A 24,911-nucleotide genomic window follows, 5' to 3' on the forward strand; every position below is an offset into this window, starting at 1 on the left:
TATTATTCCAGATGGCTCTGCCGCCTCGGTACTGTCAGGATTTTTTTCTGCCTCCCATTTATGTACGACACTTTTTCTCCATCAAAATATGCCTCTTCTTCTAACATTACCCTTACCATCTGCCCCCATTCAGCTATAGGCACTTCAGCATTAAGCTCTATGGAGAAAGCTGTATTTGGGTACAAAGGATAATCCCCACTTCCAGCTGTAGCACCCTGATTATCCCACATTCCTATAGTAGGCCCGGCGGCATGGCCATGATAGCCGATTGGATGAGTATAAATAGTGCCTTTTATTCCTTCTAAAGCACTCTGTTCCCTCGCTTTTTTTAATATTTCATTCCCTGTCCGACCTGATTGAAATTGATCTGTTAGAATGTCCTGGAGTCTATTTCCTATTTTCAAAGCTTCCATCAGGTAATCAGGAGCCTCTATTTCTCCCTCCTTCAGCACATAAGCTAATTGCTGCGTATCAGTGTTTAATCTAAGGTAAGTAATTCCGAAATCCATATGCAAAAGGTCACCGGGCATGATCACCTGACTTCCTGGCCTGCTGGAAAATGTCCGGATGGTAGACGCTCCCTGTGCCCGCTGTATATCTACCGTAGGATGAAACCAGGTATCAAGTTTTAATTCTCTGACCCGCTCCCTATACCACCATACTACATCGTCGGTGGTAGTGACGCCTGGTGTGATGACACTTTCTGAAAGTCCTTCCGCTATGATATCATGCGCTATCCCTACTATATGTCTATAAGTAGCCATCTCAGCATCGGTCCTAGTCTCCAGCCATCCCACTGCAAGGCTCTGTGCACTCACCACTTTTGGGTGCAACTCAGTCGGCAAGTAGGACATTAGCAGATCATATTCTGTAGCATTCAACCCATCAGCATGTCCATAATCAAGTGCTTTATTGATACCTATTTTTTCAGGCGCTCTCTCTTGGATTAACTTTGCCAACTGACTCCACTGATCCGGTTCCATTTCAGGATCCCAGGATTTTTTAAAGGCCTCTCCTACATCATACCGTGCCACCGCCAGCTTTTCTATACCTTTCCCTTCCCCTCTATCGAAAAGGATCAACATCGTCCTGCGACGGGCAGCCAGCCAGGTGGCAGGAAGAAAAGTCTTCAATACCGGATCCTCATTGTATTCTCTGGATATGATCAGCCACATATCTATACCTTCCCTTCTCATCAGGGCGGGCAAGACATGATCTATTTTATCATTTAACCAAAGATCTATCACCTCAGCCTGCTCCTTCTGAGTAAGGATATGATAGTTTTGGGCCCTCAAGGGATAAAATAGCGGTGTAAGGACTATAAGCAGTAGCAGTTTTTTCATCTGTTTATAATTTGTTTTTCAACGGTCATACCCTGTCACGTTCCAAAGAGCGGGACAGAATCTCGGATAATTTTTTAATCCTTTTAGTGAATGACGCTTTCCGGTATGCTCGATTTTATAAGCTCACCTTATTTATGCACCTGTGATCTTTTAGCAGCTCATGGATGTTTTCTTCTTCCCAGTGACTTTTTACATTTTTAAGGTTAGAGCCATAATTATCCTTTAGTTTACGACGGTAAATAGCTTCTACAAACCTCCTTAAGTCTGTGACTGATTCCAATATAAGCTTAGGAACAGCTACCGGACGGTCACTTTCATCTTTGGCCACCATAGTAAAATAACTCGTATTGGTATGGTTATATTTGCCTGATTTCACATCTTCCGAAATAACTTTTATTCCGATGACCATCGAACTGTTTCCTACATAGTTTATCGAGGCTTTCAATGATACCAGTTCTCCTACCGCTACGGGTTTAAGAAAGTCAACCGTGTCCACAGACACTGTCACGCAGTAAGCCCCGCTATGCCTACTGGCACATGCATAGGCTACTTTATCCATCAGCGATAACAAAATGCCTCCATGGATCTTTCCTCCAAAGTTGGCATAACTGGGAATCATAAGTTCTGTAATGGTCGTACGACTGAAATCTATGGAGCGTGCTTCTACTGGGGAGATCATATATTTTCTTATTTCAAAAGGTAAAATAGGAAATATATCACAGATTAATAGGGTCAGGCAGCAAAATTAAAATAAACCACCCCTAATGTGCGTATGACCTCCACCCTTAATTAAGTGACTTAAAGAATGTCTCTACATTAATATAATTCAGATACTGCTCACTGACTATAGGGCCCATGCATTTCAAAATGATCATATACTGGTTAAAAACAATATTTATTAAGTCGGAAACTGTACCCTATACCGAGAAGCTTCAGCCTTAATAAAATTATCGCAGTAAAACCCTATACCCGATGCATCAATGATAATCACTACTCGGCAGCAGCCAGAGCATCTTGCTTCAACCACAACCTTTTGCTCAACCTATGAAAACGGTATAACAGCATCACACCAGTAGCAGTAAGGCCTATCAACAATCCATACCAAATCCCCTGCTCTCCCATATCTAAATAAAAGGCAAAAAAGTACCCCAATGGAAGCCCCAATACCCAGTACGCTACCAAAGTCACCAATGTAGGCACCTTTACATCTGACATTCCGCGCAAAGCGCCCAACCCCACCACCTGAATGCCGTCTGATAATTGAAAAAAACCAGCGATGATCAATAATGAAGCGGTCATTTCGATCACCGGTATGTCTTGAATGTAAAGTGTGGGAAGATAATTCCTGAACACTATAAATATGACAGCAAAGCAAAACATAAATAGCGCCACCATTCCAAAGATAGTAAAACCAGCCTCCCTCAATGTTTTGATGTCGTTTCTACCTAATTGATTGCCTACCCTTACCATAGCTGCTGCAGATAATCCCGAAGCCATCATATAGCTTATCGAGGCCAGATTGATAGCTATCTGATGTGCAGCTAATGCATGCACTCCTATCCACCCCATCATAATGGCAGCTGCACTGAAAGCTCCTACTTCAAAGATAAACTGAAATCCCGTAGGAATACCTATTTTCAGCATTTTGGACATCATGGGGAAACTTAATTTTTTAAACCCAAACCCGATTTTATAAATGGAATACCTACGAGAGTTCCATACATAATAAAACATGATAATACCCATCAGCACTCTGGAGATTAAAGTAGCCCAACCAGCTCCATTTAGTCCCAAAGCTGGAAATCCAAGTTCGCCATAGATCATGACCCAGTTTAAAAACACATTTATCAGGTTACATATGATGGTAATAACCATAGCCTGCTTGGTCTGAGAGAGTCCTTCTGCAAACTGTTTAAAAGTTTGGAAAAACATAAAAGGCACCAATGATAGAGTAATAATTGCCAAATAAGGGATCGCCAACCGGACGACTTCTTCTGGCTGGTTCATATAATGTAATGATGGGGCCGCCATTAATATAATGAGTAAAAGCACCAGCCCGGCAAACATGTTAATTACAAAACCATGCTTAAACAATTTGGCAATTCTTTTACCTTTTCCCTGCCCATCAGCAGCAGCCACTAGGGGTGTAATAGCCATAGAAACCCCTATACCAAACATCAACACTACAAAAAAAATACTATTGGCCAGAGATGCAGCTGCAAGAGGAATAGCCCCCAAACGCCCCACCATCATACTATCTGCCACTCCTACCAATACCTGACCAAGCTGACTCAGCATCACAGGATAAGCAAGATTAAAAGTCCGGTTAAAATGCTCCTTATAGGTAAGCTGGCTCATTAATGTTATTATTTTTTAGTCTTATTAATAAATTTATCAGCCATGAGCAATCCTGCTACGCTGATAGCATCCGTAATCTCCCCTTCTATAACCATATCCAGAGCTTCGGTAAAAGGAAGCTTTTTTATAATTAATTTTTCCGTCTCCTCAAAGGCAGTTTCACCAAATGTAAGTTCTTGGGCCAAATAGACAAAACCTTCCTCATCTGTGACGCTATTGGAAGTATGTAATTTCAACAGCTGCTGCCAATGAGCAGCTATTATACCAGTTTCTTCCTTCAATTCTCTTTTGGCATTTTCTATAAAGTCTTCTCCCAAAGGTCCTCCCCCCATGGGAATTTCCCAAGAGTAGGTATCCAGTGTATACCTATACTGGCCTACCAGCCATGTGTTATTATCCTGATCAAGAGGTATGATGCCCAGTGCTTTGTTCTTAAAAGACACCTTCCCATATATCCCCTCCCTGCCTGCAGGTGTTATCACATCATGCTCTTCAACTATTATCCAGGGATTCTGATACACAGGTTTAATTCTTACTGTTTCCCAAGGGTTATCTTCTTTCATCAGTTTATATTTTTTTTAAAGGTTATAACATGTCACCGAAAGTAGGGATGGCCTCTCCCGGTCCTAGGGTAGGGAGATCCTGCATGAGATCATTAGCCCAGTGGGCGCCCGGGGCGGAAGGCCCGATTCAATAGCACAAATTCAAAAAAAAGAGGGTGACTATAAAGCCACCCTCCCTTTTGTAACCAGTTACAATTATGCAGGGATAGGAAGAACTTTACTGTCTTTGAAGGTAGATAGGATAACCATGGATTGCATAGAATCTACTTCCTTGATCTCACTTACTCTTTCCAACATTAATTTTTGATAAGCAGTAATATCCTTAGATATAATTTTAAGTATAAAATCCCCGGTACCGGTGATATGGTGACATTCAATAACCTCTTGTATCAGATCAATCTCTTTCATAAAAGCATCTATATTACCTTTATTATGGCCCACTAACCCTACTAAAACAAAAGTACTGACACCCAAGCCAATTTTCTCTGGATCCAGTTTGGCATGATAACTTTTTATAATACCGGACTGCTCAAGTTTTTTCACCCTCTCCAAGGTAGGGGCAGGAGATAATCCTATGTCTTTGGAAAGTTGAGCATTTGTTATTTTAGCGTTTGCTTGAAGGATTTCTAATATCTTTCTGTCTATTTTGTCGAATTTCACTTTTATGTTATTATCCATGATACAAAGATTTTACAAAATTTTATGTGGTACAAAGGTAAGATAATTTCAATTTGTTTTAAAAGGATTTATAACAAAAAACGTCCATTCTTACAAAATATTGTTAATCATTATAAAGGAACTTTAAAATAAACCAATCGATATATAAGCTCATCTTGAAAAAATTCAAATTATCTCTTGAATTTACAATTTTAAACTAAATTCTACTTTTTTATATATTATTCTTTTTTATGAAATCCCTGGCTTCCTGATGTACCGGATGCTTTCTTTTGGCATATTTCTTTACTTCTTTGAAATACCTTTTGGCCTTAGGTTTATTGTTTTCTTTAGTAGCTATTTTACCTAAATGAAGTAACGAATACAGATAATAACCACTTTCTTGACTTTCTGTCTCTTCACCATACGCCACTGCTTTCTCATAATACCGCTTAGCATTGGCGGTATCATTTACCCGCTCATAATATTGGCCTACAAAAAAGGCTGCATACCTACCACTGTTAGATTCATAACCTGTCTGATTTTCATCTATTCTTTTTAATATTTCCAGACTTTCATCTTTTGCCTCTGCACCTCTCCCTACAGCATAAAGCTGACGGGCATAAAAACGGTGAAAATAGGCATTGTTAGGATACTTGTCGTGCAGATAAGTGGTGATATTCAGCGCTTCATAAGGCTTCTTTTCTTCTCCAGAATATAGTCTAAACAAAAAATATTGCGCCTCCACCCTAGCATAGAATGCATTGGCAGAAACTTCTTCGAGCTGCTTCAAGCCAAGTTGCTTATTTCCTTTGGGAAACAAGGCCAAGACAGGTTTTAAAAGAGGGTAATTTTCTGGAATCCATACTGAGAAGTAATTAAATAATGCATCTCCTAAAATTAATTCCGGGTTCAATTCCTCATCGCCTCTACTCATTTCCAAATATTTAAGTGCATTTCTACCGGAAAATGTAGCTTTGGTCCAACTTTTTCTTTCACTATACAATCTTCCCTTGAATCCATGGGATCCTGCCAGGAAAAAAGCCGCTTCTTTGTTTTCTGGTTCTTTCTTCAATATTTTTTCAGCTTTATATATAGCCGAATCCATATAAGCTAAAAATCGCTTATCATAACGTGTATCGTCCATATTGGGAGCTATTTTCCACCATTGGCTCAAGCCTATGAGAAAGTCCGGTAACGGATGCTCTGGATAAGAGTGTTTCATAACCAAAAAACCTCTTTCTGCTGTCTTAAAATCAAAATTATACATACTGTTCACCGCTTCAGTGATCCTAAACTGAAGTCCTTTATCCAGCAAAAGGTAATGGGGTCCTGTAGGTCCATCTATGCTATCTACCATCTGGCCATGAGCACCAAATTGTACATAAATAAAGAAACACAAGATTAAGCAATATATTTTACGCATATTTACTATCTTTTTTTCCGCAAAAGTAGAGGCTAATTAAAACAATAGCATACATTTGGGAAGATATAATTTATTACCTGGAATGAGTAAAGTCACTACCAAGTTATCAGAACGAACAGAAGAACTAATTAATTTCGACAAAAGGATATTTTTTATTTTTTTGGTTGCTACGTTCATTTTGATCAGGTACCTCACCAATCAGATAATCCTACAGGCTATCCCCGGTCATGAACAGTTGGAAAGAGATGGCAGCCTTACCTTCTTTTATATCTTTAATACATTCAATTACCTCTGGACTCCCTTTGCACTTCTTTGGAAGTTTACCTTATCTGCATTTCTGCTTTGGGTCGGAGCGTTTATCTTTGGCCATAAGATATCCTTCAGGGACCTTTGGAAGTTTGTACTGGTAGCGGAGCTCATTTTTATCTTTCCTGAGCTCATACGGCTGCTGTGGTTTTTAGTCGAACCTCCTATGTCTTATTTGGAAATCAAAGATTTTCATCCCCTTTCACTTTATTCATTAGTCAATTCAGGCCATATCCACCCGCGGTACCACTACCCTTTACAGGCAATCAATCTATTTGAACTCCTTTATTGTGTGATATTATCAGTGGGCATCCATATGTTGAGCAGAAGATCTTTGGAGCAATCGTTTATATTGGTGATCTGTAGCTACGGTATAGGTTTTATAGTTTGGCTGTTTTACTATGCTATGGTATATAAAGGGTAGACTCAATTTTGCTTATAGCCATTAGCCTAAAACAAACCATGTATTATATACAAAAAATTGCAGGGATGCTCTGAAAAGTTGTGTAGTTACGTATGTGAAGAGAACTAATTTCATGTAGCTATAAAACTCGATCAGAGCGCTGTCTATTTAAAATCTGTTAAATACCCTTTTTTTCCCCATTAATTTTTTATTTTCGCCTTTCAAAATTTATATAATACAAATGTTAGATTATAGAAAGGTCAATAACCTAACCGGCTGGGTCGTATTTCTTTTTGCCACGGTCATATACATATTAACGATAGAGGAAACGGCTAGTTTTTGGGATCCGGGGGAATTTATAGCAGTAGCCTATAAACTTCAGGTGCCACATCCTCCCGGGGCTCCATTTTTTCTGTTGATCTATCGGATGTTTGGTTTCCTTGCATTCGGAGATGTGCATCAAGTAGCTTATTGGATGAATTTTGGAAGCGCTCTGTTTTCGGGATTTACCATCTTATTCCTTTTCTGGTCTATTACGCTGTTAGGCAGAAAGCTTTTCAGATTACCATTGGGGGGAGAGAGTAAAGGTCATACGATCGCTATCATGGGGGCAGGTATTATCGGGTCTTTGGCCTATACATTCTCAGACAGTTTTTGGTTTTCGGCAGTGGAAGCCGAGGTTTATGCCATGTCTTCGTTTTTTACGGCTATTGTCATCTGGGCATTTCTGAAGTGGGATGTGATAAAAGATCCAAGGGAGGAGAACAGATGGATGATATTCATAGCTTATCTGGTAGGCCTTTCCATAGGTGTCCACTTATTGAATTTGGTGACATTGCCTGCCCTAGCACTAATTTATTATTTTAAAAAATACGAAAATCCTACCCTAAAAGGAGGAGTTTTAGCTTTGGTTGCTGGGGGCATTGCCCTTATCATTATTAATAACATTATCATTCCAGGCCTTCCCAGCTTAGCGGGTTCTGTAGAGATATTCTTTGTAAACAGCATAGGATTACCATTTGGGTCCGGCATTATATTTTTCAGTGCCCTATTTATAGGAGCGTTGGTGTATGCCATTCTTTATTCTATTAAAAACCAGAAAATACTGCTTAACACAGCGCTATTATCGCTTACTTTTATCTTGATAGGATATGGATCCTATGCTATGATCGTGATCAGGGCTAATGCGGACACTGTTATCAACGAGAACAACCCGAAGGATGTCCTCAGCTTTGTAAGCTATCTAAAAAGGGAGCAGTATGGTGACAGGCCCTTATTACATGGCAGGTATTTCACCGCAGATGTGATCGATCAAAAAGAAGGGGAACCCGTATATGTAAAAGGGCCTGACAGATATGAAATAGTGGATTACAATATTGTCAATGAATATGACCCCGCTCATACCACTATCCTGCCAAGAATCCATAGTACCCAAGAACGTCACAGACAGATATACAGGGCTAAGTTAGGATTGAGGGAAGGCGAAAAACCATCTTTTTCTGACAACATATATTTTATGTTTTCACACCAGCTGGGGCATATGTACTGGCGATATTTTATGTGGAATTTCTCCGGTAGGGAAAGTGACTTCTCTGATGCACCATGGCTGGGGATATGGGACGCCGTAGACAACAGCTATCCTGACTATATCACTGATAATAAGGCGCATAACAACTACCTGATGCTGCCACTTATCCTGGGGATAATCGGTTTGATCTTTCAGGCCAAATATGACCCCAAGTCGTTTTATATCACCATGATGCTATTCCTGATGATGGGGGTGGTTCTGGTACTCTACCTGAATTCCCCTCCGGTAGAGCCAAGAGAAAGAGATTATATTTATGTAGGCTCATTTTATGCCTTTGCCATTTGGATAGGACTGAGTGTATTGGCACTTTCTCATTGGATAGGTAAAATAAACAAAAACCTGGCTGTAGGTGCTGTGGTGGCTACACTTATAGCCTTTCCTGCTCCGGTTATCATGGCATTCCAAAACTGGGATGACCATGACAGAAGTGACAGATACTTCTCTGTAGATTCAGCCAGAAACTTCCTAGCTTCCTGCGCTCCAAATGCGATACTCTTTACCGGTGGAGATAATGATACCTTCCCACTTTGGTATGTACAGGAAGTAGAAGGTTTTAGAACAGACGTACGTGTAATCGTGCTTAGCTACTTCGACACAGACTGGTATATAGACCAAATGCAGCGCCAGGTTTATGATTCACCTCCTATAGATTTTACGCTCGATAGAAGAAACTATCGTAAAGGCACCAATGATGTCCTCTATGTAAGTGAAAGGCAGGGGCTGGATGCAGTATCAGCCAGGGAATACCTTAAACTGATCAAAAATGAAAGTGATCTTTTAAAACTGAGTTCAGGCTTTAGAACTCAGCTGAACCTAGTCCCTTCCAGAAACCTCATCATGGAGATAGACACGGATGATGTTCTGCGCAAAGGCATCATACCCGAAGGAATGGAAGACCTGATGATAGACCAAATGAACCTACGGGTAAAAGGAAACTACATGACTAAGGGCAGCATGATGCTGATGGATATGATTGTCACCAATAACTGGGAACGACCTATTTATTTTAATAACACATCCTTGGCAACTATAGGGTTCGACTTAACCAATCATGTAGTGATGGAAGGGCTTACCTATAGACTGCTGCCCGTCCAAAAGCCCCAAAATCTGGAAGAATTGGTAGACACAGAAACCTCCTATAGAAATGCCATGGAACGGTTTGCTTTTAGAGGAATGGATAATCCTGACAATTATTTTGACGATGAGTTCAGAAGATTTACATCTAATCATAGAAGTGCACTGAACAGCATCACCATTGCGCTGCTGGATGAAGAAGATATAGAAAGGGCCAGAGATATCCAAATGTTAAGCTTAGAAGCATTCCCTCATGAGGCCATACCGTATGATGTCGCCAGTGGACAATCTGTTCCCCTGCTCTTCGAAATCGGAGAGGAAGAACATGCACTCCACATCATAGATGAAATTTCCCACCGCGCCATTGAGATGCTAAATTTCTATTCTCAGCGTGAAAGACCATTGGACAGAGAAGCCATGATCTCCGGTGAAATGATGAAATACTTTGTACCCTTATTAAGGGAACGGGGATATGATGAACGCGCTACCAGACTTCAAAATGAATTGGATAGGATATTCGGTAGAACTGAAAACCTTCCTTTAAGGAGAAAATAGGAAATACCCTCCTCTGGCAAAAAATCACAGCGACGATAATGCACCCTACTGAATGTAATGCAAAAAAGCCTTCCATAAAGGGAAGGCTTTTTTGCATTTAGGCTTTCATCTTTCTTGATTCTCGGGAGAGACATATAAGAAAACTAAAGAAGCGATTAATCGTTCATTCCAAGTTTGTGCTTTATTCTTTTTTATGCAAAACATAATATAGATCAAGTGCGACCTCTGGATTATCCACTATTTTATAATCCTTATGGGATAGGGTTGCCACCGCATCCCCTTGCTGCTTGTGTAGTTGGTTCCTGTTTCTTCTGTTCAGAAATTCATAAGGCCTTTTGAGCAATGAAGCAGGCAGTTTATATTGCAGACCAAAAATATCAAATTTGGTGATTCTTCTTACTGATGCCCTATTGGCTTCATGATAAGTCCATACCTTATCATTACCTCCTATCCCTTTGGTTTCTACATGATCAAACACCCTCTGGCAAAGTTCCGTTAACTGCTGACTGGTATACTCTCTGATATGCCAGGGATTTCGGGTAAGGGTATGCTTTATATTAGGGGTAGAAATAATGGCCTTCCCTCCGGGTTTCAGCACCCTATACAACTCTTTTAAAAACAATAGATCATTTTCTATATGTTCTATTACCTGAAAACTCACTACAGAATCATATTCATTACTTTTGATAGATGCCAAGGGTGGGATATTGGCTTGCTCAAAGGTATACGACGGGTATTTCTCCTGAAGCATATGAATCAATTCATGGTGCTGATCTATCCCATGATATGACTTTATCTGATCCTGCAGTACCTCTATACCACGGCCTTCCCCACAGCCTATTTCCAGCAAATGACCTTTTACCTGCGAAATAGCGCCCATATAAGCTTTTAATAATCGTTGATGAATTGGGTTGTCACTAATCAACTTATCGGATGCAATTTCCGTTGTATAGGTAGCCATAGAAAATTTTATTAATTTAGTCAAAAATTAGATTGTCTTTAAAATCATATGAAGGTAAAAAATTTGCAAAAACCAAACCAAAAAATGGCAGTATTTATCATGCTGTTTACTTTATCCCTGAGTCTACAAGCTCAATCTACTCTAGAAAATCTAAATCAGAACCTAAGATATAGCCGATATTCCAGATTATCTGTAAAAATTATCCCTCAAAAAGAGACTAATAATACCTTTTTGCTACAGATGCCGGTAGAAAAAATTGAGGACAACATTGACTTTGAAGACTATCTTTTTTCCTATGCCATAGTAGGCAGCTTTACCGAGGAAATAGCAGATGGGCAAATCACTAGGTTGACTAGAGACAAATTAAAAAGTGAAAGTGAACGGCATTTTTATTTTGAAGAATCTGTTACAATACCTGAGAATCAGACAGAAGCATACGCTGTATTCTGGGCTAAGGATTCCAGGCAAGGAGACGAATACATCTACCATATAGATTTAAAAGGACCGTATATATTCGAAACGCCTACCTTTAGTGCCTATTATGGAAATAACATTCCCTTTGATCAAACTTTTTTAAATGTAGAAGAAGCATTACTTTTTAAAGGACATGCTGGAATAAACCTTTACAGCTACTTTTATCCCCAGCAGTTCACCGTACCGCTGCCTCCTATGGAGACCAAACCTGCTGCTGTGCCAAAAGAAATAGATGTGCAGGATGATGGTACATTTTTACAGAACGTACCAAAAACTTTTAACCAAAACGGGTATTATTTCATCCAATCAGATACTACTGCACCGGCGGGTGTATTGGTAAAGACAGTACCAAATGCATTCCCACGTGTAGAAGACTGGGACAAAATGGTGGACATGGTAGTATATATATCTACCAGGCGTGAGCATGAATCCTTGCTCAGTGCGCAGGACAAGAAAAAAGCCCTTGACCAATACTGGATCAACATGACCAAGGATGAAGAAATTTCCAAAAACCTGATCCGTGAATATTTTAGACAAATTGAATTTGCCAACATCTTGTTTACGGATTTCAGAGAGGGATGGAAAACAGACCGCGGAATGATTTACACCGTCATGGGGCCACCGGAAGAAGTATACTTTAACCTGGACAGGGAAGTTTGGATTTATGCAGGGATAGATACCAATTCAAAAATTACCTTTACCTTTGCGCGGGTAAAGAATGTATTGACCCCACATTATTACCAACTCAATAGGTCAAGGGCCTATCAACCAGAGTGGTTTAAAAGAATAACTTTATGGAGAAGCGGAAAGATGGCTTTCTAATAGACAAAGGAGAGCATGATAAAGATTTTATATTTGGTACCAGAGCCGTCATTGAAGCACTGAATGCCCAAAAGGATATCGATAAGATCCTTATCAATAAAGAACAAAACAATGAACTGACAAAGGAACTGCTTTCGCTTGCCAAAGCTGAAAGAGTACCAGTGGTAAGGGTGCCTGAAGCAAAACTGAACAGGATTACCCGTAAAAACCATCAGGGTGTAGTGGCGCACATTTCTGCTATTCAATATGCATCATTGGACAATGTGATCGAAGAATGTTTTTCTAAAGGCGTAGCGCCTCTCATTTTGGTATTGGACCGGATCACTGATGTCAGAAACTTTGGAGCCATAGCCAGAACTGCAGATTGTGCCGGTGTACATGCCATCGTTTTACCAGAAAAAGGCAGTGCCCAGATCAATTCAGATGCTGTAAAAACCTCAGCCGGAGCTCTGAATTTCTTACCGGTATGCAGAGTGAAAAACCTTTACTATACCATAAAAGACTTAAAAAAGATGGGTCTTACGGTAATCAGCTGTACTGAAAAGACCGAAAGGGTTATGTATGATGCGGACTATACTGGCCCGACTGTGATTGTCATGGGCTCAGAGGAAGATGGCATATCCAGTGAAATCATGGGTATCAGCGATGAATTTGTTTCTATCCCTATGTTTGGAAATATAGAAAGCTTAAATGTTTCTGTAGCTTCCGGAGTCATGATTTATGAAGCACTAAGACAGCGGAAAACCAGCAAGTAATCGGATATAGATAGTTAAAAGGGAAGCCGTTATTTAAACAGCTTCCCTTTTAACTTTTATAATTATATGCTTTCTGATAATAAAAAAATAATACCTGTAACAAATATAGCGGTCTTATTTATAGGCATAAACTGAACCTAGACGAAATCTTCTCCTTTATTTTTAGCATCATTTACAAACTCCCTAAATTTATTTTCAGCATCCAGTCTACAGATCAATAATACATTATCAGATTCATTGATAAGATAATTTTCCAAACCCTGGACTACCACTAGTTTTTCAGGGGACACTTTGACATAACAGTTAGAGGTATCATAAAGCAAAGCATTGGCTTCTACGACATTATTTTGTTCATCATGGGGCTGAATTTCGTGTAAACTCATCCAGGATCCCAAATCGGACCATCCAAAGTCACCCAAAACCACATATACATCATCAGATTTCTCCATCACCCCATAATCTATGGAAATGTTTTTCACCAGAGTATAGGCTTTATTAATAAATTCCGATTCTTCTTCAGTATAAAAGAAACGGTCTCCTTCCTCAAATACTTCTGCCATTTCAGGCATACAGCATTCAAAGGCATGTATGATACTTTCATTTTTCCAGACAAACATGCCAGAATTCCATACGAAGTCTCCGCTTTCCAAAAAAGTAGTGGCCAGTTTTAAATTGGGCTTTTCAGTAAAAGTTTTGACTTTTTTGGCTACCCCATTGGTCTCATTGTACTGGATATATCCATATCCGGTTTCTGGCCTATTGGGTTTAATACCTATGGTGACTAACCTATTGTCTTCCTCTGCTGCTGAAAGAGCATCCTGTATCCTTCTTTTAAAGGAATCCTCTTTCAGGACAAGATGATCTGCAGGAGAAACGATGACTTTAGCCTTAGGGTCCTTTTTCTTGATTTTATAGCTCGCAAAGGCTATGCATGCTGCGGTGTTTCTTCTCATTGGCTCTGTCAGGATATGGTCTTCGGATACCTCGGGAAGCTGACTTTTTACCAGATCAAAATAATTATTGTTGGTGACCACAAAAAACTTATCAGGATCAGAAATTTCCACAAACCGGTCATACGTCATCTGTAAGAGAGATCTCCCGGTGCCCAAAATATCTAAAAACTGCTTAGGATGATTGTTCCTGCTATATGGCCAAAACCGGGAGCCTATACCTCCTGCCATAATGATAATATAAGGTTTTTCCTTCATATTCTTCTTTTATACAATGCCTTCTTTCATTAAATCATGAATATGGACAAAACCTGCGATTTTTCCATCTTTTAGCGCAACTAATTGGGTAATATTATATTCTTTCATTTTATTTAAAGCTCTGATGGCAAATTCCTCTGTAGAGATGGTTTTTGGATCTTTGGTCATAATATCCACCGCCCTTACATTTTTGAGGTCTGTCTGACGCTGAAGCATTCTTCTCAGGTCCCCATCTGTAATGATCCCCAATAACTCTCCTGCTTCATTTACTACAGCGGTAGCTCCTAACCGTTTGCTGGATATTTCCACTATGATCTCCGTAAGCTGGGACTTGTCATACACCACAGGGATCATATCTTTAGGCACCACGTCTTCTACAGTCAGGTATAGCTGCTTACCCAAAGCGCCTCCTGGGTGGTATTTGGCAAAATCTTCACTTCCAAAACCCCTAGCTTCTAACAGGCAAACTGCCAGTGCATCTCCCATAGCCATATGGGCAGTGGTACTGGTAGTAGGAGCAAGATTGTTAGGGCAAGCTTCCTCTGAGATAGTGGCATTCAATACAAAATCTGCATTCTGGGCCAAATAACTTTGGGTATTGCTTACCAGTGCAATAAGTTTGGACCCCAGTCTTTTCAATAAAGGTACGAGTACTTTTATCTCCGGTGTATTCCCGCTTTTTGATATGCAAATTACAAAATCATCACTTTGGATCATACCCAGATCGCCATGAATGGCATCTGCACCATGCATAAAAAGCGCCGGTGTACCGGTCGAATTTAAAGTGGCCACTATTTTAGTGGCTATAATAGCACTTTTGCCTACCCCAGTTATCACCACCCGTCCCTTAGATGCCAATATAGCTTCCACACAGGCCTCAAAATCGTCATTTATATAATTTATTAAGTTTTGAATAGCATCTGCCTCGGTTTGGAGTACCTTGATAGCGCTACTTTTAATATTTTTTGTTAACTTCAATTTTACCGCGGTTAATTGTTAAATTTGTATCAAAGGTAAAAAAGAAATCCTTTATAATTTAATGAACGTGGCAGTGCACATCATTAAAAAATAAATGTGGCGTGGATAAAACAGTAAAAGAAAATTTAAAGAAAATCTTCGGTTTTAATCAATTCAGAGGAAACCAAGAAAGTATAGTAGATAATATTCTGGCAGGTAAAAACACATTTGTGATCATGCCTACCGGAGCCGGTAAATCATTGTGTTATCAGCTACCAGCTGTAATAAAGGAAGGGACTGCCATAGTCATATCCCCTCTGATCGCACTGATGAAAAACCAGGTAGATCAGTTAAATGCTTTCGGCATAAGTGCCTATTTCTTAAACTCAACTTTAAGCAAATCAGAGAGCAATAAGGTAAAGAAAGAGACCTTAGCCGGAAACACTAAACTACTATATGTGGCGCCAGAATCTCTTACCAAAGAAGAAAACATCAATTTCCTGAAACAGGCACAGCTTAGCTTTGTGGCAATAGATGAGGCACACTGTATCTCAGAATGGGGCCATGATTTCCGTCCCGAATACCGTAAGATCAAATCTATCATAGCCGAACTGGGATCTCATTTACCCATCATAGCACTTACCGCTACAGCTACTCCAAAAGTACAGCAGGATATTCAGAAGAATCTTCAAATGGAGGAAGCCGATCTCTTCAAATCTTCCTTTAACAGGACCAACCTTTTTTATGAAGTGAGGCCTAAAGTAAAAAACGAGACTAAAAAGCACCTAATCAAGTACATTAAGTCTCAGAAGGGTAAGTCTGGCATCATCTATTGCCTAAGCCGTAAAAAAGTGGAAGAAATAGCGGAGCTACTGAAGGTAAACGGTATAAATGCTGCCCCATACCATGCAGGCCTGGATTCCAACATCCGGATTAAAACACAGGACAATTTTCTCAATGAAGAACTGGACGTAATTGTAGCGACTATAGCTTTTGGAATGGGCATAGATAAACCTGATGTAAGGTATGTGATCCATTATGATGTACCTAAATCGCTAGAAGGATACTACCAGGAAACGGGAAGAGCGGGCAGAGACGGATTAGATGGGCACTGCTTGATGTTCTACAGATACGATGACATCATCAAACTGGAAAAGTTCAATAAAGACAAGCCTGTAAATGAAAGGGAGAATGCTAAAGTCCTCCTTCAGGAAATGGCGGCATATGCAGAAAGCAGTGTTTGTAGACGCAGGGTATTGCTTCATTATTTCGGTGAAAGACTAGATACAGATTGCGGTTTCTGTGATAACTGTAAGAAAACCAAAGAAATATTCAATGGCGAACAGATGATTTTACAAGCCATAGAAGCAGTGGAAGAAACCAAACAGCGGTTTAATTTAGACCATATAGTCAATATACTCAGAGGAGTACAAAATGAGTATATGGTGAGCTATAAGCATGATCAGCTTAAAGTATTTGGGAAAGGTATCGACCATGAAGAAAAGAAGTGGAAAACGGCCTTACGTCAGGCCATGATATTTGGATATCTGGATAAAGATATAGAAAATTATGGCGTCATTAAACTGAGTAAGAAAAGCAAAGCGTTTGCAGAAAGCCCTTACCCTGTCACCATGAGTAAAGATCATGACTTTGAACAGATCGCGGAAGAGAATACGGCCAATGAACTGAACAGCATAGGTAAAGCCTATGATGAAAAACTATTTGAATTACTCAAAGCTGAAAGAAAAAAGGTAGCAAAAAGCAAAAACCTACCTCCCTATGTAATCTTCCAGGATCCATCCTTAGAAGAAATGGCTACGATATACCCCACCACCAAAGAGGAACTGGCCCAGATTAATGGCGTGGGTATGGGTAAAGTAGTTAAATTTGGAGCGCCATTTCTTAAGCTTATTGAAAACTATGTAGATGCTAACGATATAGTAACCGCAGCAGATGTCGTCGTTAAAACTTCCGGCACTAGATCCAAAGTAAAAATTTCTATCATCCAACAGGTTGACCGGAAAATTGATCTAGATGAAATAGCCGTTAACCTTAAATTGTCACTGACCGAACTACTTCACGAAATAGAGCAGATCATCTATAGCGGTACTAAACTGAACATCAATTATTACATAGAAAACATCATGGATGAAGATCGGGAAGATGCACTTTACGATTATTTCATGACAGCAGAAACAGACAATATTAAATCAGCACTTGCCGAATTGGAGCAAGAGGACTTTGGAGAAGAAGAAATCAGGGTTTACCGGATTAAATTCATCTCTGAACATGCCAATTAGATATACATTATGAACATACTATTGTTAGGAAGCGGTGGCCGAGAACATGCTTTTGCGTGGAAATTGGCTATGAGTGATAAATTTAAAAAATTATATGTAGCCCCAGGCAATGCTGGGACTGCGGAGATAGCAGAGAATGTATCCCTTTCAGTCAATGATTTTGAAGGCATACGCGAATTTGTGCTGACCCACCATGTCAGCATGGTAATCGTAGGTCCAGAAGAACCATTGGTGAGGGGTATTGTGGATTATTTTGCTGAACATATAGACTTAAAAAGTATTCCGGTAATAGGGCCCAGCAAAATGGGGGCTGCCTTGGAAGGGAGTAAGGATTTTTCTAAAAAATTCATGTCCCGCCATTCCATACCTACAGCCGCATATGATACTTTTACCACAAAAGATCTTGAAAAAGGATTCGAATTCATCAGAAATCAGAAGCCTCCCATTGTATTAAAAGCAGATGGATTGGCAGCCGGTAAAGGAGTATTGATCTGCCAAAGCCATGAAGACGCTGAAAATGAGTTAAAAGAAATGCTATTGAATCAAAAATTCGGCGATGCTTCTTCCAAAGTGGTAGTTGAAGAATTTATGGAAGGGATAGAGCTTTCGGTCTTTGTGGTCACTGATGGCACCAGCTATAAGATATTACCTGCAGCCAAAGATTATAAAAGGATAGGTGATCAGGATACCGGTTTAAACACCGGCGGAATGGGTGCTGTAAGTCCAGTGCCCTTTGCCAATGATTCATTCATGGCAAAGGTAGAAAAGCAGATCGTCCAGCCTACCATCAATGGTCTAAAAGAAGAAGGCATAAAATATAAAGGGTTCTTATTTATAGGCTTAATGAATGTGAACGGTGAGCCGAAGGTCATAGAATACAATGTAAGAATGGGAGATCCAGAAACCCAAGCCGTATTGCCTAGGATAAAAAGTGATTTTCTGGATATGCTTTACAGTATTGGAACCATGAGTTTGTCACACTATAGTCTGGAGATAGATAATATTGCTACCACTACTATCGTGATGGTAGCGGGAGGATATCCTGAAGGATACCAGAAAGGCAAAACTATAAAAGGCCTTGACCAAACGGCAGATACAGCTGCCAAAGTCTTTCATGCCGGCACTATCGACCATGATGGCTCGATACAGACCAATGGGGGAAGGGTTCTTGGCATTACCGGTATGGGTAAAACCCTACAGGAGGCAATAGATAACGCCTATTTGACAGCAAACAGGATCACCTGGGAAGATGCTTACTTCCGTAAGGACATCGGCCAGGATATCCTGAATTTCGGTAAATAGAATTTACCATACTAACGAGGAGGTAAACCTCCCTAAATAATATATATATGGCAGGATGCAGTAGCTGCTCGACCAGCACCGGATCATCCGGAGGATGCCAGAATAACGGCACGTGCGGTACGAGTGATTGTAATAAAATGAATTCTTTCGACTGGCTGTCCCACATGGGCATCCCAGAGATTGACAAATTTGATATCGTAGAAGTAAAATTTAAAGGAGGAAGAAAAGAATATTTCCGCAATGTGGACCATATAAACCTTACTACAGGAGACCCTATAGTAGTGGACGTGCAAAATGGCTACCATATAGGCTATGTATCCCTGCAGGGAGAACTCGTAAGACTTCAGATGCAAAAACGCAAAGTGAAGAACGATGACAACATCCTGCGAATATACCGAATAGCCACGCAAAAAGACTTGGAAAAATGGGAGGAAGCCAAAAATAGAGAGGTACCTACTTTATACCGGGCTAAGCAGATTATAGATGAATATAATCTTAAAATGAAGCTTTCAGATGTAGAATATCAGGCTGATAACTCTAAAGCTACCTTTTATTACTCAGCAGATGACCGTGTAGATTTCAGGGAACTGATTAAATCACTGGCCGGTGAATTTAAGATCCGGGTAGAAATGCGTCAGATCAGTTTACGGCAGGAAGCAGGCCGATTGGGAGGCGTGGGCGTGTGTGGAAGAGAACTATGTTGCTCCACCTGGATCCATGACTTTAAAAGCGTCAGCACCTCGGCGGCACGGTATCAAAACCTTTCTCTAAATCCATCCAAACTCAGTGGCCAGTGCGGAAGATTAAAATGCTGTCTTAACTACGAGCTGGAAACCTACATGTCTGCATTAAAGGACATTCCTAATGTAGAAAAACCATTGCTTACTGATGCGGGTATAGCAAAGCTTCAGAAAACAGATATTTTTCGTAGGCTGATGTGGTTCAGTTATGGCAATGATAATAATTGGCATTCGATAGACTGTGACCGTGTATACGAGATCATTGCATTAAACAAAGAGGGAAAAAAACCATTTAATCTACAGCAGGATACTGCCTTTGATGGAGGTGAAGATGATTACACCAAGGCGAATAAAGACCTCGAGATGCTGGACAAGAAGTTTGCCACTACTAAAAAGAAGAAAAAGAAAAAACCTAAGCAAAAGACAAATGCGGCTGCACCGGCAGATAACACGGCGGCAAATGCCACCACTCCTTCTACTCCGAAATCCAACAAACCTGGCAGACGCAAACCAGAAAACAAAAAAACCAATGCTGGAACCAATGATAAGGTGAAACCAGTCTCAAATAAAAAACCGGAGGGAAACTCCCCTACTGACAAACCTAAAGAAGGAAAGAAGAAAAGATTCCCCTCACGGAAAAAAGGAGGAAATAACAAAGGAGATAATTCTAATAGCAAAAATAATGAATAAACTTCTCCTTGTAGTAGTTATCCTTACAGGGTTATTAGGATTTACATCTTGCGATCAGAACAGGTTATATGAAGAATATAACCATCTGCAAATGACTCAGTGGTCTGAGACAGATACCGTGGCATTTGTTTATGAACCTACAGTGAGAAGTCCAGCTGCTTTTTTAGCTATTAGGTATAATGACGGATATGATTACCATAATCTTTATGTAAAATACCAGGTGCTGGATAGTATCGGTAACATTAGAGAAGAAAGGCTGATCAATTTACAGCTCTTTGACCCTAAATCCGGAAGACCTCTAGGGGATGGCTTTGGAAATACATATACCCTTTATCATCCCCTTCCTATCAAAAGATGGGGTGATCATTTTCGTTTTATCCAATATATGCGTCAGCCGGAATTACCCGGTATAGAAGCTGTAGGATTAAAAATAGAGAAAGACTGAACTTAGTCTTTCTCTATTTTAATCTTAGCAAAATAATCTTTTAATAACTCCTTCCCTTTTAGCCAGAATTCTCGGCTATTTACTTGGTGTGTTTTCCAACCTTTTGATTTAAGTAAATTTTGATGGTAAACAAAAACTGCCTTGGCATTATGGGAGTCGTATAGTCGGCGATCATCAGTCAATATGGCACCATAGTAACGGTCGTCTTTGTAAACAGTTAGATCATATAGTTTGGACAGCAGGGCACCTGATAATCGATAACCTTCTATTTCTTCACCGCTTATGACATCTGATAGCTGCCAAGAATTTTGAAAACCCTGTACGGAAGCAGGATGCACTTCTACCTTTTGTCCTTCCACTATCTGAGCTACATAATGAAGGTAAGCGTTTAGCAGTTTGACCCCGTCATGCTTCAGGTGATCTACGATGAAATCTTCCGCAAGCATACTGGTCACTATCGTAATCCGTTTGCGGGCTCTTGTTATGGCTACATTCAATCGGTTACCGCCGTCCTTTCTGGACAATAAACCAAAATTTGCGGTAAATTTCCCAGCTTTATTTCTGGCGTACCCAATAGAAAATATAACCTGGTCAAATTCATCTCCCTGTACATTTTCTATATTTCTAACTTTAATCGGAAGGGACGTGACATGGAGAACATCAGCAAGCATCTCTTGGATCAATTCCATCTGATAATAATTAAAAGTAATCACGCCGATGGTCTCTCCAGGATATTTGGAGAGACAGAGCTGTACCTGCCTGATCACTTCATCTGCTTCTTTCTGATTGGTTTGATGCTCCCATACCCCGTCCACTTTGATAAGTTTAAAGGCACAAAAATCAGTATTAACCAATTCTATATCTGGTATCATTGACAGCCTGTTATTATAAAAATGCTGATTGGAAAAATGGACAAGAGATAATGATTCACTTCTGTAGTGCCCCTCCAGATAAAATTTCTGAAAATACTTTGCTGTTAATTCCAAGAGAGAATCCACTTCTATTTCCATCCCTTCCTCTTCTGTATCAAACCTCACCCGATAAAGATCCGAAGGCTGGAGTTGCTGGCTGTCACCGGCAATCACTACCTGTTTCCCCCTTAACATGGCCGGTAACCCTTTTTCTACAAAACACTGGGACGATTCATCAAAAACCACCAAATCAAATGATTGCATTAAAGGAAAAATAGCAGATACCGTATCCGGAGAAGCTAGCCAACAGGGCAGTAATTTGAATACCTCTTGGTGATGATGTCCCAATAGTTTTTTTATCGGCCATAATTTTTTCTTCTTTCTCACTTGATGGCCAAGCTCTCTATAGGTAACCAGGTTATTCAATCTGTTATACTCCAGCTTATCTATAACCTTCTCTCTTAACTTTAATTCTGTAATAAAAGTACTTATATCTTCTTTATCCGATATATCTGCAGTAAGTTGATCTATTACATGTGCAAATTTTGGAGAGGACACTTCTCTGAGAATAGGGTATTTAGCTTCTATATGATCAATCCAGCTTTGTCTCAGACCATCTATAAATCCTTCTTTGATTTCTTCAAATGTCCACTCTTGGTACTGCTGTACTAGCTTAGTCATAAGTGCCAGATCTATGGATCTCATATTACGCTTCATTCGGTCAAACAGTACCAGATCTGTAAAACTTTGAGGAAGCCGATGGAGTACACCCTCCACCATAGATAGATCAGGAAAAGTAAGGAGATGCCGGATCTGAATTTTAGTTAGGTACTGTGACCACACATTTATTTTATAATCAAGTAGATGAGTGATACCTGTCAGTTCTTCTAAAGTCTGGTGAAATGATTTGAAATCAATAGAGGAATTGGCCAGAAATGGCCTGAGAGGCCCAATTTCTTCGATCAGAAGCCTAGCGGAAATCCTGTCTTTCAATGAGCTGATTTTCCTGTCAAATTCATCTCTATCAAATGGTTTCTTGGGCATCTTCAGCCATTCCTTACTATCCAATAAAGTAAATTGATGGTTTACATTCAACCTGTTTTCAAGCCTGGTCATCAATCTTTCGAGTCCTGATTGATCATCATCCAATCCATTGGCCTTTAGCAATTGATGGATCGCCCTTTCATCCTTTCTTTCGAAAATTAATCCAATTTTACCTAACCAGGTAGATCTGGCCTCTTTAATTTTAATTGCCTTGCTATAGAATAGTTCCACCTCTTCATCAGTGAGGGTCCATTCGATTTCATCCCGTAGCAGCTTTTTGAATGTATCTATCTTTCCGCTGAACCAAAGTAGATCAAATTCACCGGCCTCATATTCTAAAAGAAAATTAAATTGATGGTATTCTTCTTCATTTTGGATCAACCCTTTTAGTTTTTCAAATGAAGTCTTACGGTCATAACATTCATAGATAAACAGGTAATTAAAACTTTTGCCCATCAGGGACAGTAATGTTTTTTCTGCAGAATTTTTTAAGTGTATGGTTTCTTCTATGGTTTCCCTCATTCGGTCCAATGCCCCCATTTCAAATGCAGAAAAATCCTGCCTGTGCAGCCAAAAGGAATGATTGCTCTGGTAGGTTAAAGCATATTCCCTATAAAGCTTGAATTCTGAAAAAAAACCATCAATTCTATCCCAAGAAAATTCTCTATAATATTGGGTCAAATCAAAACCTGTATGTTTGGCTGTGCCTGATATATAAAGCTCCTTTATAGGTAATCCACATTCTTCTGTATTATACAGTGCCGAGCGGTACTCCTCCAAGTATTCAGAAAGTGAGGAGATGGATCGGGTAATCTTTAAAAAACTTCTTTCTAATTGTATGGCATCCAGGCTCATATTCAGCTCCCTGTATTGATCCAACGCGTTGATCTGATCGGATATTTTCTGGTATAGCATGTTCCTGTCCGTCCTAAAATCATGTACAAGACCCAAAAAGGAAGAAAATCCTTTGGACGCAAGTCTTTCATAAACTACATCCAATGCTGCTCGTTTGTGGGACACTACTAAAACACTTTTGCCCCTTGAAGTATAATCAGTGACTAAATTGCAGATCAATTGGCTTTTGCCGGTTCCAGGGGGGCCTTCCACTACCACGGATTTCCCTGATCTTACCGACTTTAATACCTCTTCCTGACTGGCATCTATGGGGAAAACATTATATAAACTGTCCTCCATTCCTTCCGTTAACCCCGCAGGATCTATGGCAAATTTATCGGTAAAGAGTTCTTCTAAAGTTTTATCCCCTTCCTTCTCTGTCAATTCTTCGTAATCATCGATCATGTAGGAGCCTTTCTGACTGAATTGCCCTAATACAGCATAAGGCATCAATTTTAGCATACCGGTTTGGAAACAATCATCATCCTCTTCTTTGTTTGTCTCTGGGAAAGGCTCCAACCTTTGCTCAAAAAGTGTTTGGTTAAAATGAAGATTCAACCCTTCATTTATATGGCGATAGAGGGCTGTAGTGAATGCAATGGGGTCTTTTGGAAAATCTTCTAAAGGAGTCTCCAACCATTCTTTATCCAAAGCTATCCCTGAAGCATGAGTATAAGCCAGCAGGAAAGTGTAATTTAATATAGGAGGTTCATTTTCTTTAAGATGAAGACACCAGATTTCATTTTCCTTTGCCAATGCTACAGGGAAGCATATTAACGGGCATTTGACCAGCTGCTCATTGATCAGTTTACCTTCCACAAATGGCCAACCCAAGAAAAGATTCTTTTCGCCTGTCTCTTCTTCTGCCAGCTTTACTGACTGCTGCATCCTGCCCAGTACTGCGGACAGACTATTTGAATTTTTGTCTCTGGCATGAATGACTTTGATGAGTGGAATACTTTTTTTACCTGCTATTAAGTCATGGATATAAGAGATAGCATCTTTGTCATGTAAAAAATTAAATCTTCTCAGATCTACCATTTGGCTTTTGATCAGCTTAGGAAGGTAAATAGACCTATTCTTAGCAGATAGATCGATCAGCCTGTTAAGGTAAACCTGAAATGTATCTTTAAGCATA

The 24,911-nt window shown here is 39.9% G+C and carries 18 protein-coding genes; 8 read left to right on the forward strand and 10 right to left on the reverse strand.

Going from position 1 to position 24,911, the window contains the following annotated elements; all coding sequences use genetic code 11:
- Positions 1–2 precede the first annotated feature (2 nt).
- From EL17_RS04925 to EL17_RS04950, 6 genes are all read right to left on the reverse strand, one after another.
- A complete protein-coding gene (locus tag EL17_RS04925) occupies positions 3–1,343 on the reverse strand; it encodes a M24 family metallopeptidase (RefSeq protein WP_035070986.1) in 1,341 nt (446 codons plus the stop codon).
- A 115-nt stretch (positions 1,344–1,458) separates the two neighbouring features.
- Positions 1,459–2,022: an acyl-CoA thioesterase gene (locus tag EL17_RS04930; RefSeq protein ID WP_035070988.1), complete on the reverse strand. Its 564-nt coding sequence runs from the start codon at positions 2,020–2,022 to the stop codon at positions 1,459–1,461.
- A 311-nt stretch (positions 2,023–2,333) separates the two neighbouring features.
- On the reverse strand, positions 2,334–3,701 hold the full coding sequence (locus tag EL17_RS04935; protein ID WP_035070990.1) for an MATE family efflux transporter: 1,368 nt from the start codon (positions 3,699–3,701) through the stop codon (positions 2,334–2,336).
- 8 nt (positions 3,702–3,709) lie between these two features.
- A complete protein-coding gene (locus EL17_RS04940) occupies positions 3,710–4,264 on the reverse strand; it encodes an NUDIX domain-containing protein (protein WP_035070992.1) in 555 nt (184 codons plus the stop codon).
- Positions 4,265–4,459: 195 nt separating this feature from the next.
- On the reverse strand, positions 4,460–4,942 hold the full coding sequence (locus tag EL17_RS04945; RefSeq protein WP_035070994.1) for an Lrp/AsnC family transcriptional regulator: 483 nt from the start codon (positions 4,940–4,942) through the stop codon (positions 4,460–4,462).
- Between the two features lie 211 nt (positions 4,943–5,153).
- Positions 5,154–6,278 carry a tetratricopeptide repeat protein gene (locus tag EL17_RS04950; RefSeq protein WP_394332157.1) on the reverse strand — a complete coding sequence of 375 codons (1,125 nt, stop codon included), beginning with the start codon at positions 6,276–6,278 and terminating at the stop codon, positions 5,154–5,156.
- A 148-nt stretch (positions 6,279–6,426) separates the two neighbouring features.
- Between EL17_RS04950 and EL17_RS04955 the strand changes: the two genes are divergently transcribed.
- The gene (locus EL17_RS04955; RefSeq protein WP_035071001.1) at positions 6,427–7,074 is read left to right on the forward strand and encodes a hypothetical protein; all 648 of its coding nucleotides are present in this window, start codon (positions 6,427–6,429) and stop codon (positions 7,072–7,074) included.
- 220 nt (positions 7,075–7,294) lie between these two features.
- A complete protein-coding gene (locus EL17_RS04960) occupies positions 7,295–10,270 on the forward strand; it encodes a glycosyltransferase family 117 protein (RefSeq protein WP_035071004.1) in 2,976 nt (991 codons plus the stop codon).
- A 181-nt stretch (positions 10,271–10,451) separates the two neighbouring features.
- On the opposite strand, the gene EL17_RS04965 is transcribed toward EL17_RS04960, so the two are convergent.
- Positions 10,452–11,231 carry a class I SAM-dependent methyltransferase gene (locus EL17_RS04965; protein WP_035071007.1) on the reverse strand — a complete coding sequence of 260 codons (780 nt, stop codon included), beginning with the start codon at positions 11,229–11,231 and terminating at the stop codon, positions 10,452–10,454.
- A gap of 84 nt (positions 11,232–11,315) precedes the next feature.
- Between EL17_RS04965 and EL17_RS04970 the strand changes: the two genes are divergently transcribed.
- Entirely contained in the window at positions 11,316–12,527 is a 1,212-nt protein-coding gene (locus tag EL17_RS04970) for a GWxTD domain-containing protein (RefSeq protein ID WP_240485938.1), read from the forward strand.
- Complete coding sequence (gene rlmB / locus EL17_RS04975) at positions 12,500–13,282, forward strand: 23S rRNA (guanosine(2251)-2'-O)-methyltransferase RlmB (RefSeq protein ID WP_035071011.1); 783 nt, start codon at positions 12,500–12,502, stop codon at positions 13,280–13,282. The genes EL17_RS04970 and rlmB overlap by 28 nt, the downstream gene beginning before the upstream one ends.
- Positions 13,283–13,419: 137 nt before the next feature.
- Here the strand turns inward: rlmB and EL17_RS04980 are convergent, their stop codons facing one another.
- Together EL17_RS04980 and EL17_RS04985 are read right to left on the reverse strand one after the other, a co-directional pair.
- Positions 13,420–14,490 carry a mannose-1-phosphate guanylyltransferase gene (locus EL17_RS04980; RefSeq protein ID WP_035071015.1) on the reverse strand — a complete coding sequence of 357 codons (1,071 nt, stop codon included), beginning with the start codon at positions 14,488–14,490 and terminating at the stop codon, positions 13,420–13,422.
- A gap of 9 nt (positions 14,491–14,499) precedes the next feature.
- Positions 14,500–15,468, reverse strand: coding sequence for a KpsF/GutQ family sugar-phosphate isomerase (locus EL17_RS04985; protein WP_035071018.1), 969 nt, complete (start codon positions 15,466–15,468; stop codon positions 14,500–14,502).
- Between the two features lie 101 nt (positions 15,469–15,569).
- On the opposite strand from EL17_RS04985, the gene recQ reads away from it, so the two are divergent.
- Genes recQ through EL17_RS05005 form a run of 4 tightly spaced genes read left to right on the forward strand, consistent with a single transcriptional unit; the run spans position 15,570 to position 20,924 of the window.
- The gene (recQ, locus tag EL17_RS04990) at positions 15,570–17,747 is read left to right on the forward strand and encodes a DNA helicase RecQ (RefSeq protein ID WP_035071022.1); all 2,178 of its coding nucleotides are present in this window, start codon (positions 15,570–15,572) and stop codon (positions 17,745–17,747) included.
- A 9-nt stretch (positions 17,748–17,756) separates the two neighbouring features.
- Positions 17,757–19,049 carry a phosphoribosylamine--glycine ligase gene (purD, locus tag EL17_RS04995; RefSeq protein WP_035071024.1) on the forward strand — a complete coding sequence of 431 codons (1,293 nt, stop codon included), beginning with the start codon at positions 17,757–17,759 and terminating at the stop codon, positions 19,047–19,049.
- A 47-nt stretch (positions 19,050–19,096) separates the two neighbouring features.
- On the forward strand, positions 19,097–20,479 hold the full coding sequence (locus tag EL17_RS05000) for a PSP1 domain-containing protein (protein ID WP_084166117.1): 1,383 nt from the start codon (positions 19,097–19,099) through the stop codon (positions 20,477–20,479).
- Positions 20,472–20,924 carry a gliding motility lipoprotein GldH gene (locus EL17_RS05005; protein ID WP_035071028.1) on the forward strand — a complete coding sequence of 151 codons (453 nt, stop codon included), beginning with the start codon at positions 20,472–20,474 and terminating at the stop codon, positions 20,922–20,924. Before EL17_RS05000 ends, EL17_RS05005 begins: the two co-directional genes overlap by 8 nt.
- Before the next feature lie 2 nt (positions 20,925–20,926).
- Here EL17_RS05005 and EL17_RS05010 read toward each other — a convergent pair whose 3' ends face one another.
- Positions 20,927–24,910 carry an AAA domain-containing protein gene (locus EL17_RS05010; protein WP_035071030.1) on the reverse strand — a complete coding sequence of 1,328 codons (3,984 nt, stop codon included), beginning with the start codon at positions 24,908–24,910 and terminating at the stop codon, positions 20,927–20,929.
- Between the last annotated feature and the right edge of the window lies 1 nt (position 24,911).

This window comes from Anditalea andensis, from assembly GCF_000714815.1.
Taxonomy (GTDB): domain Bacteria; phylum Bacteroidota; class Bacteroidia; order Cytophagales; family Cyclobacteriaceae; genus Anditalea; species Anditalea andensis.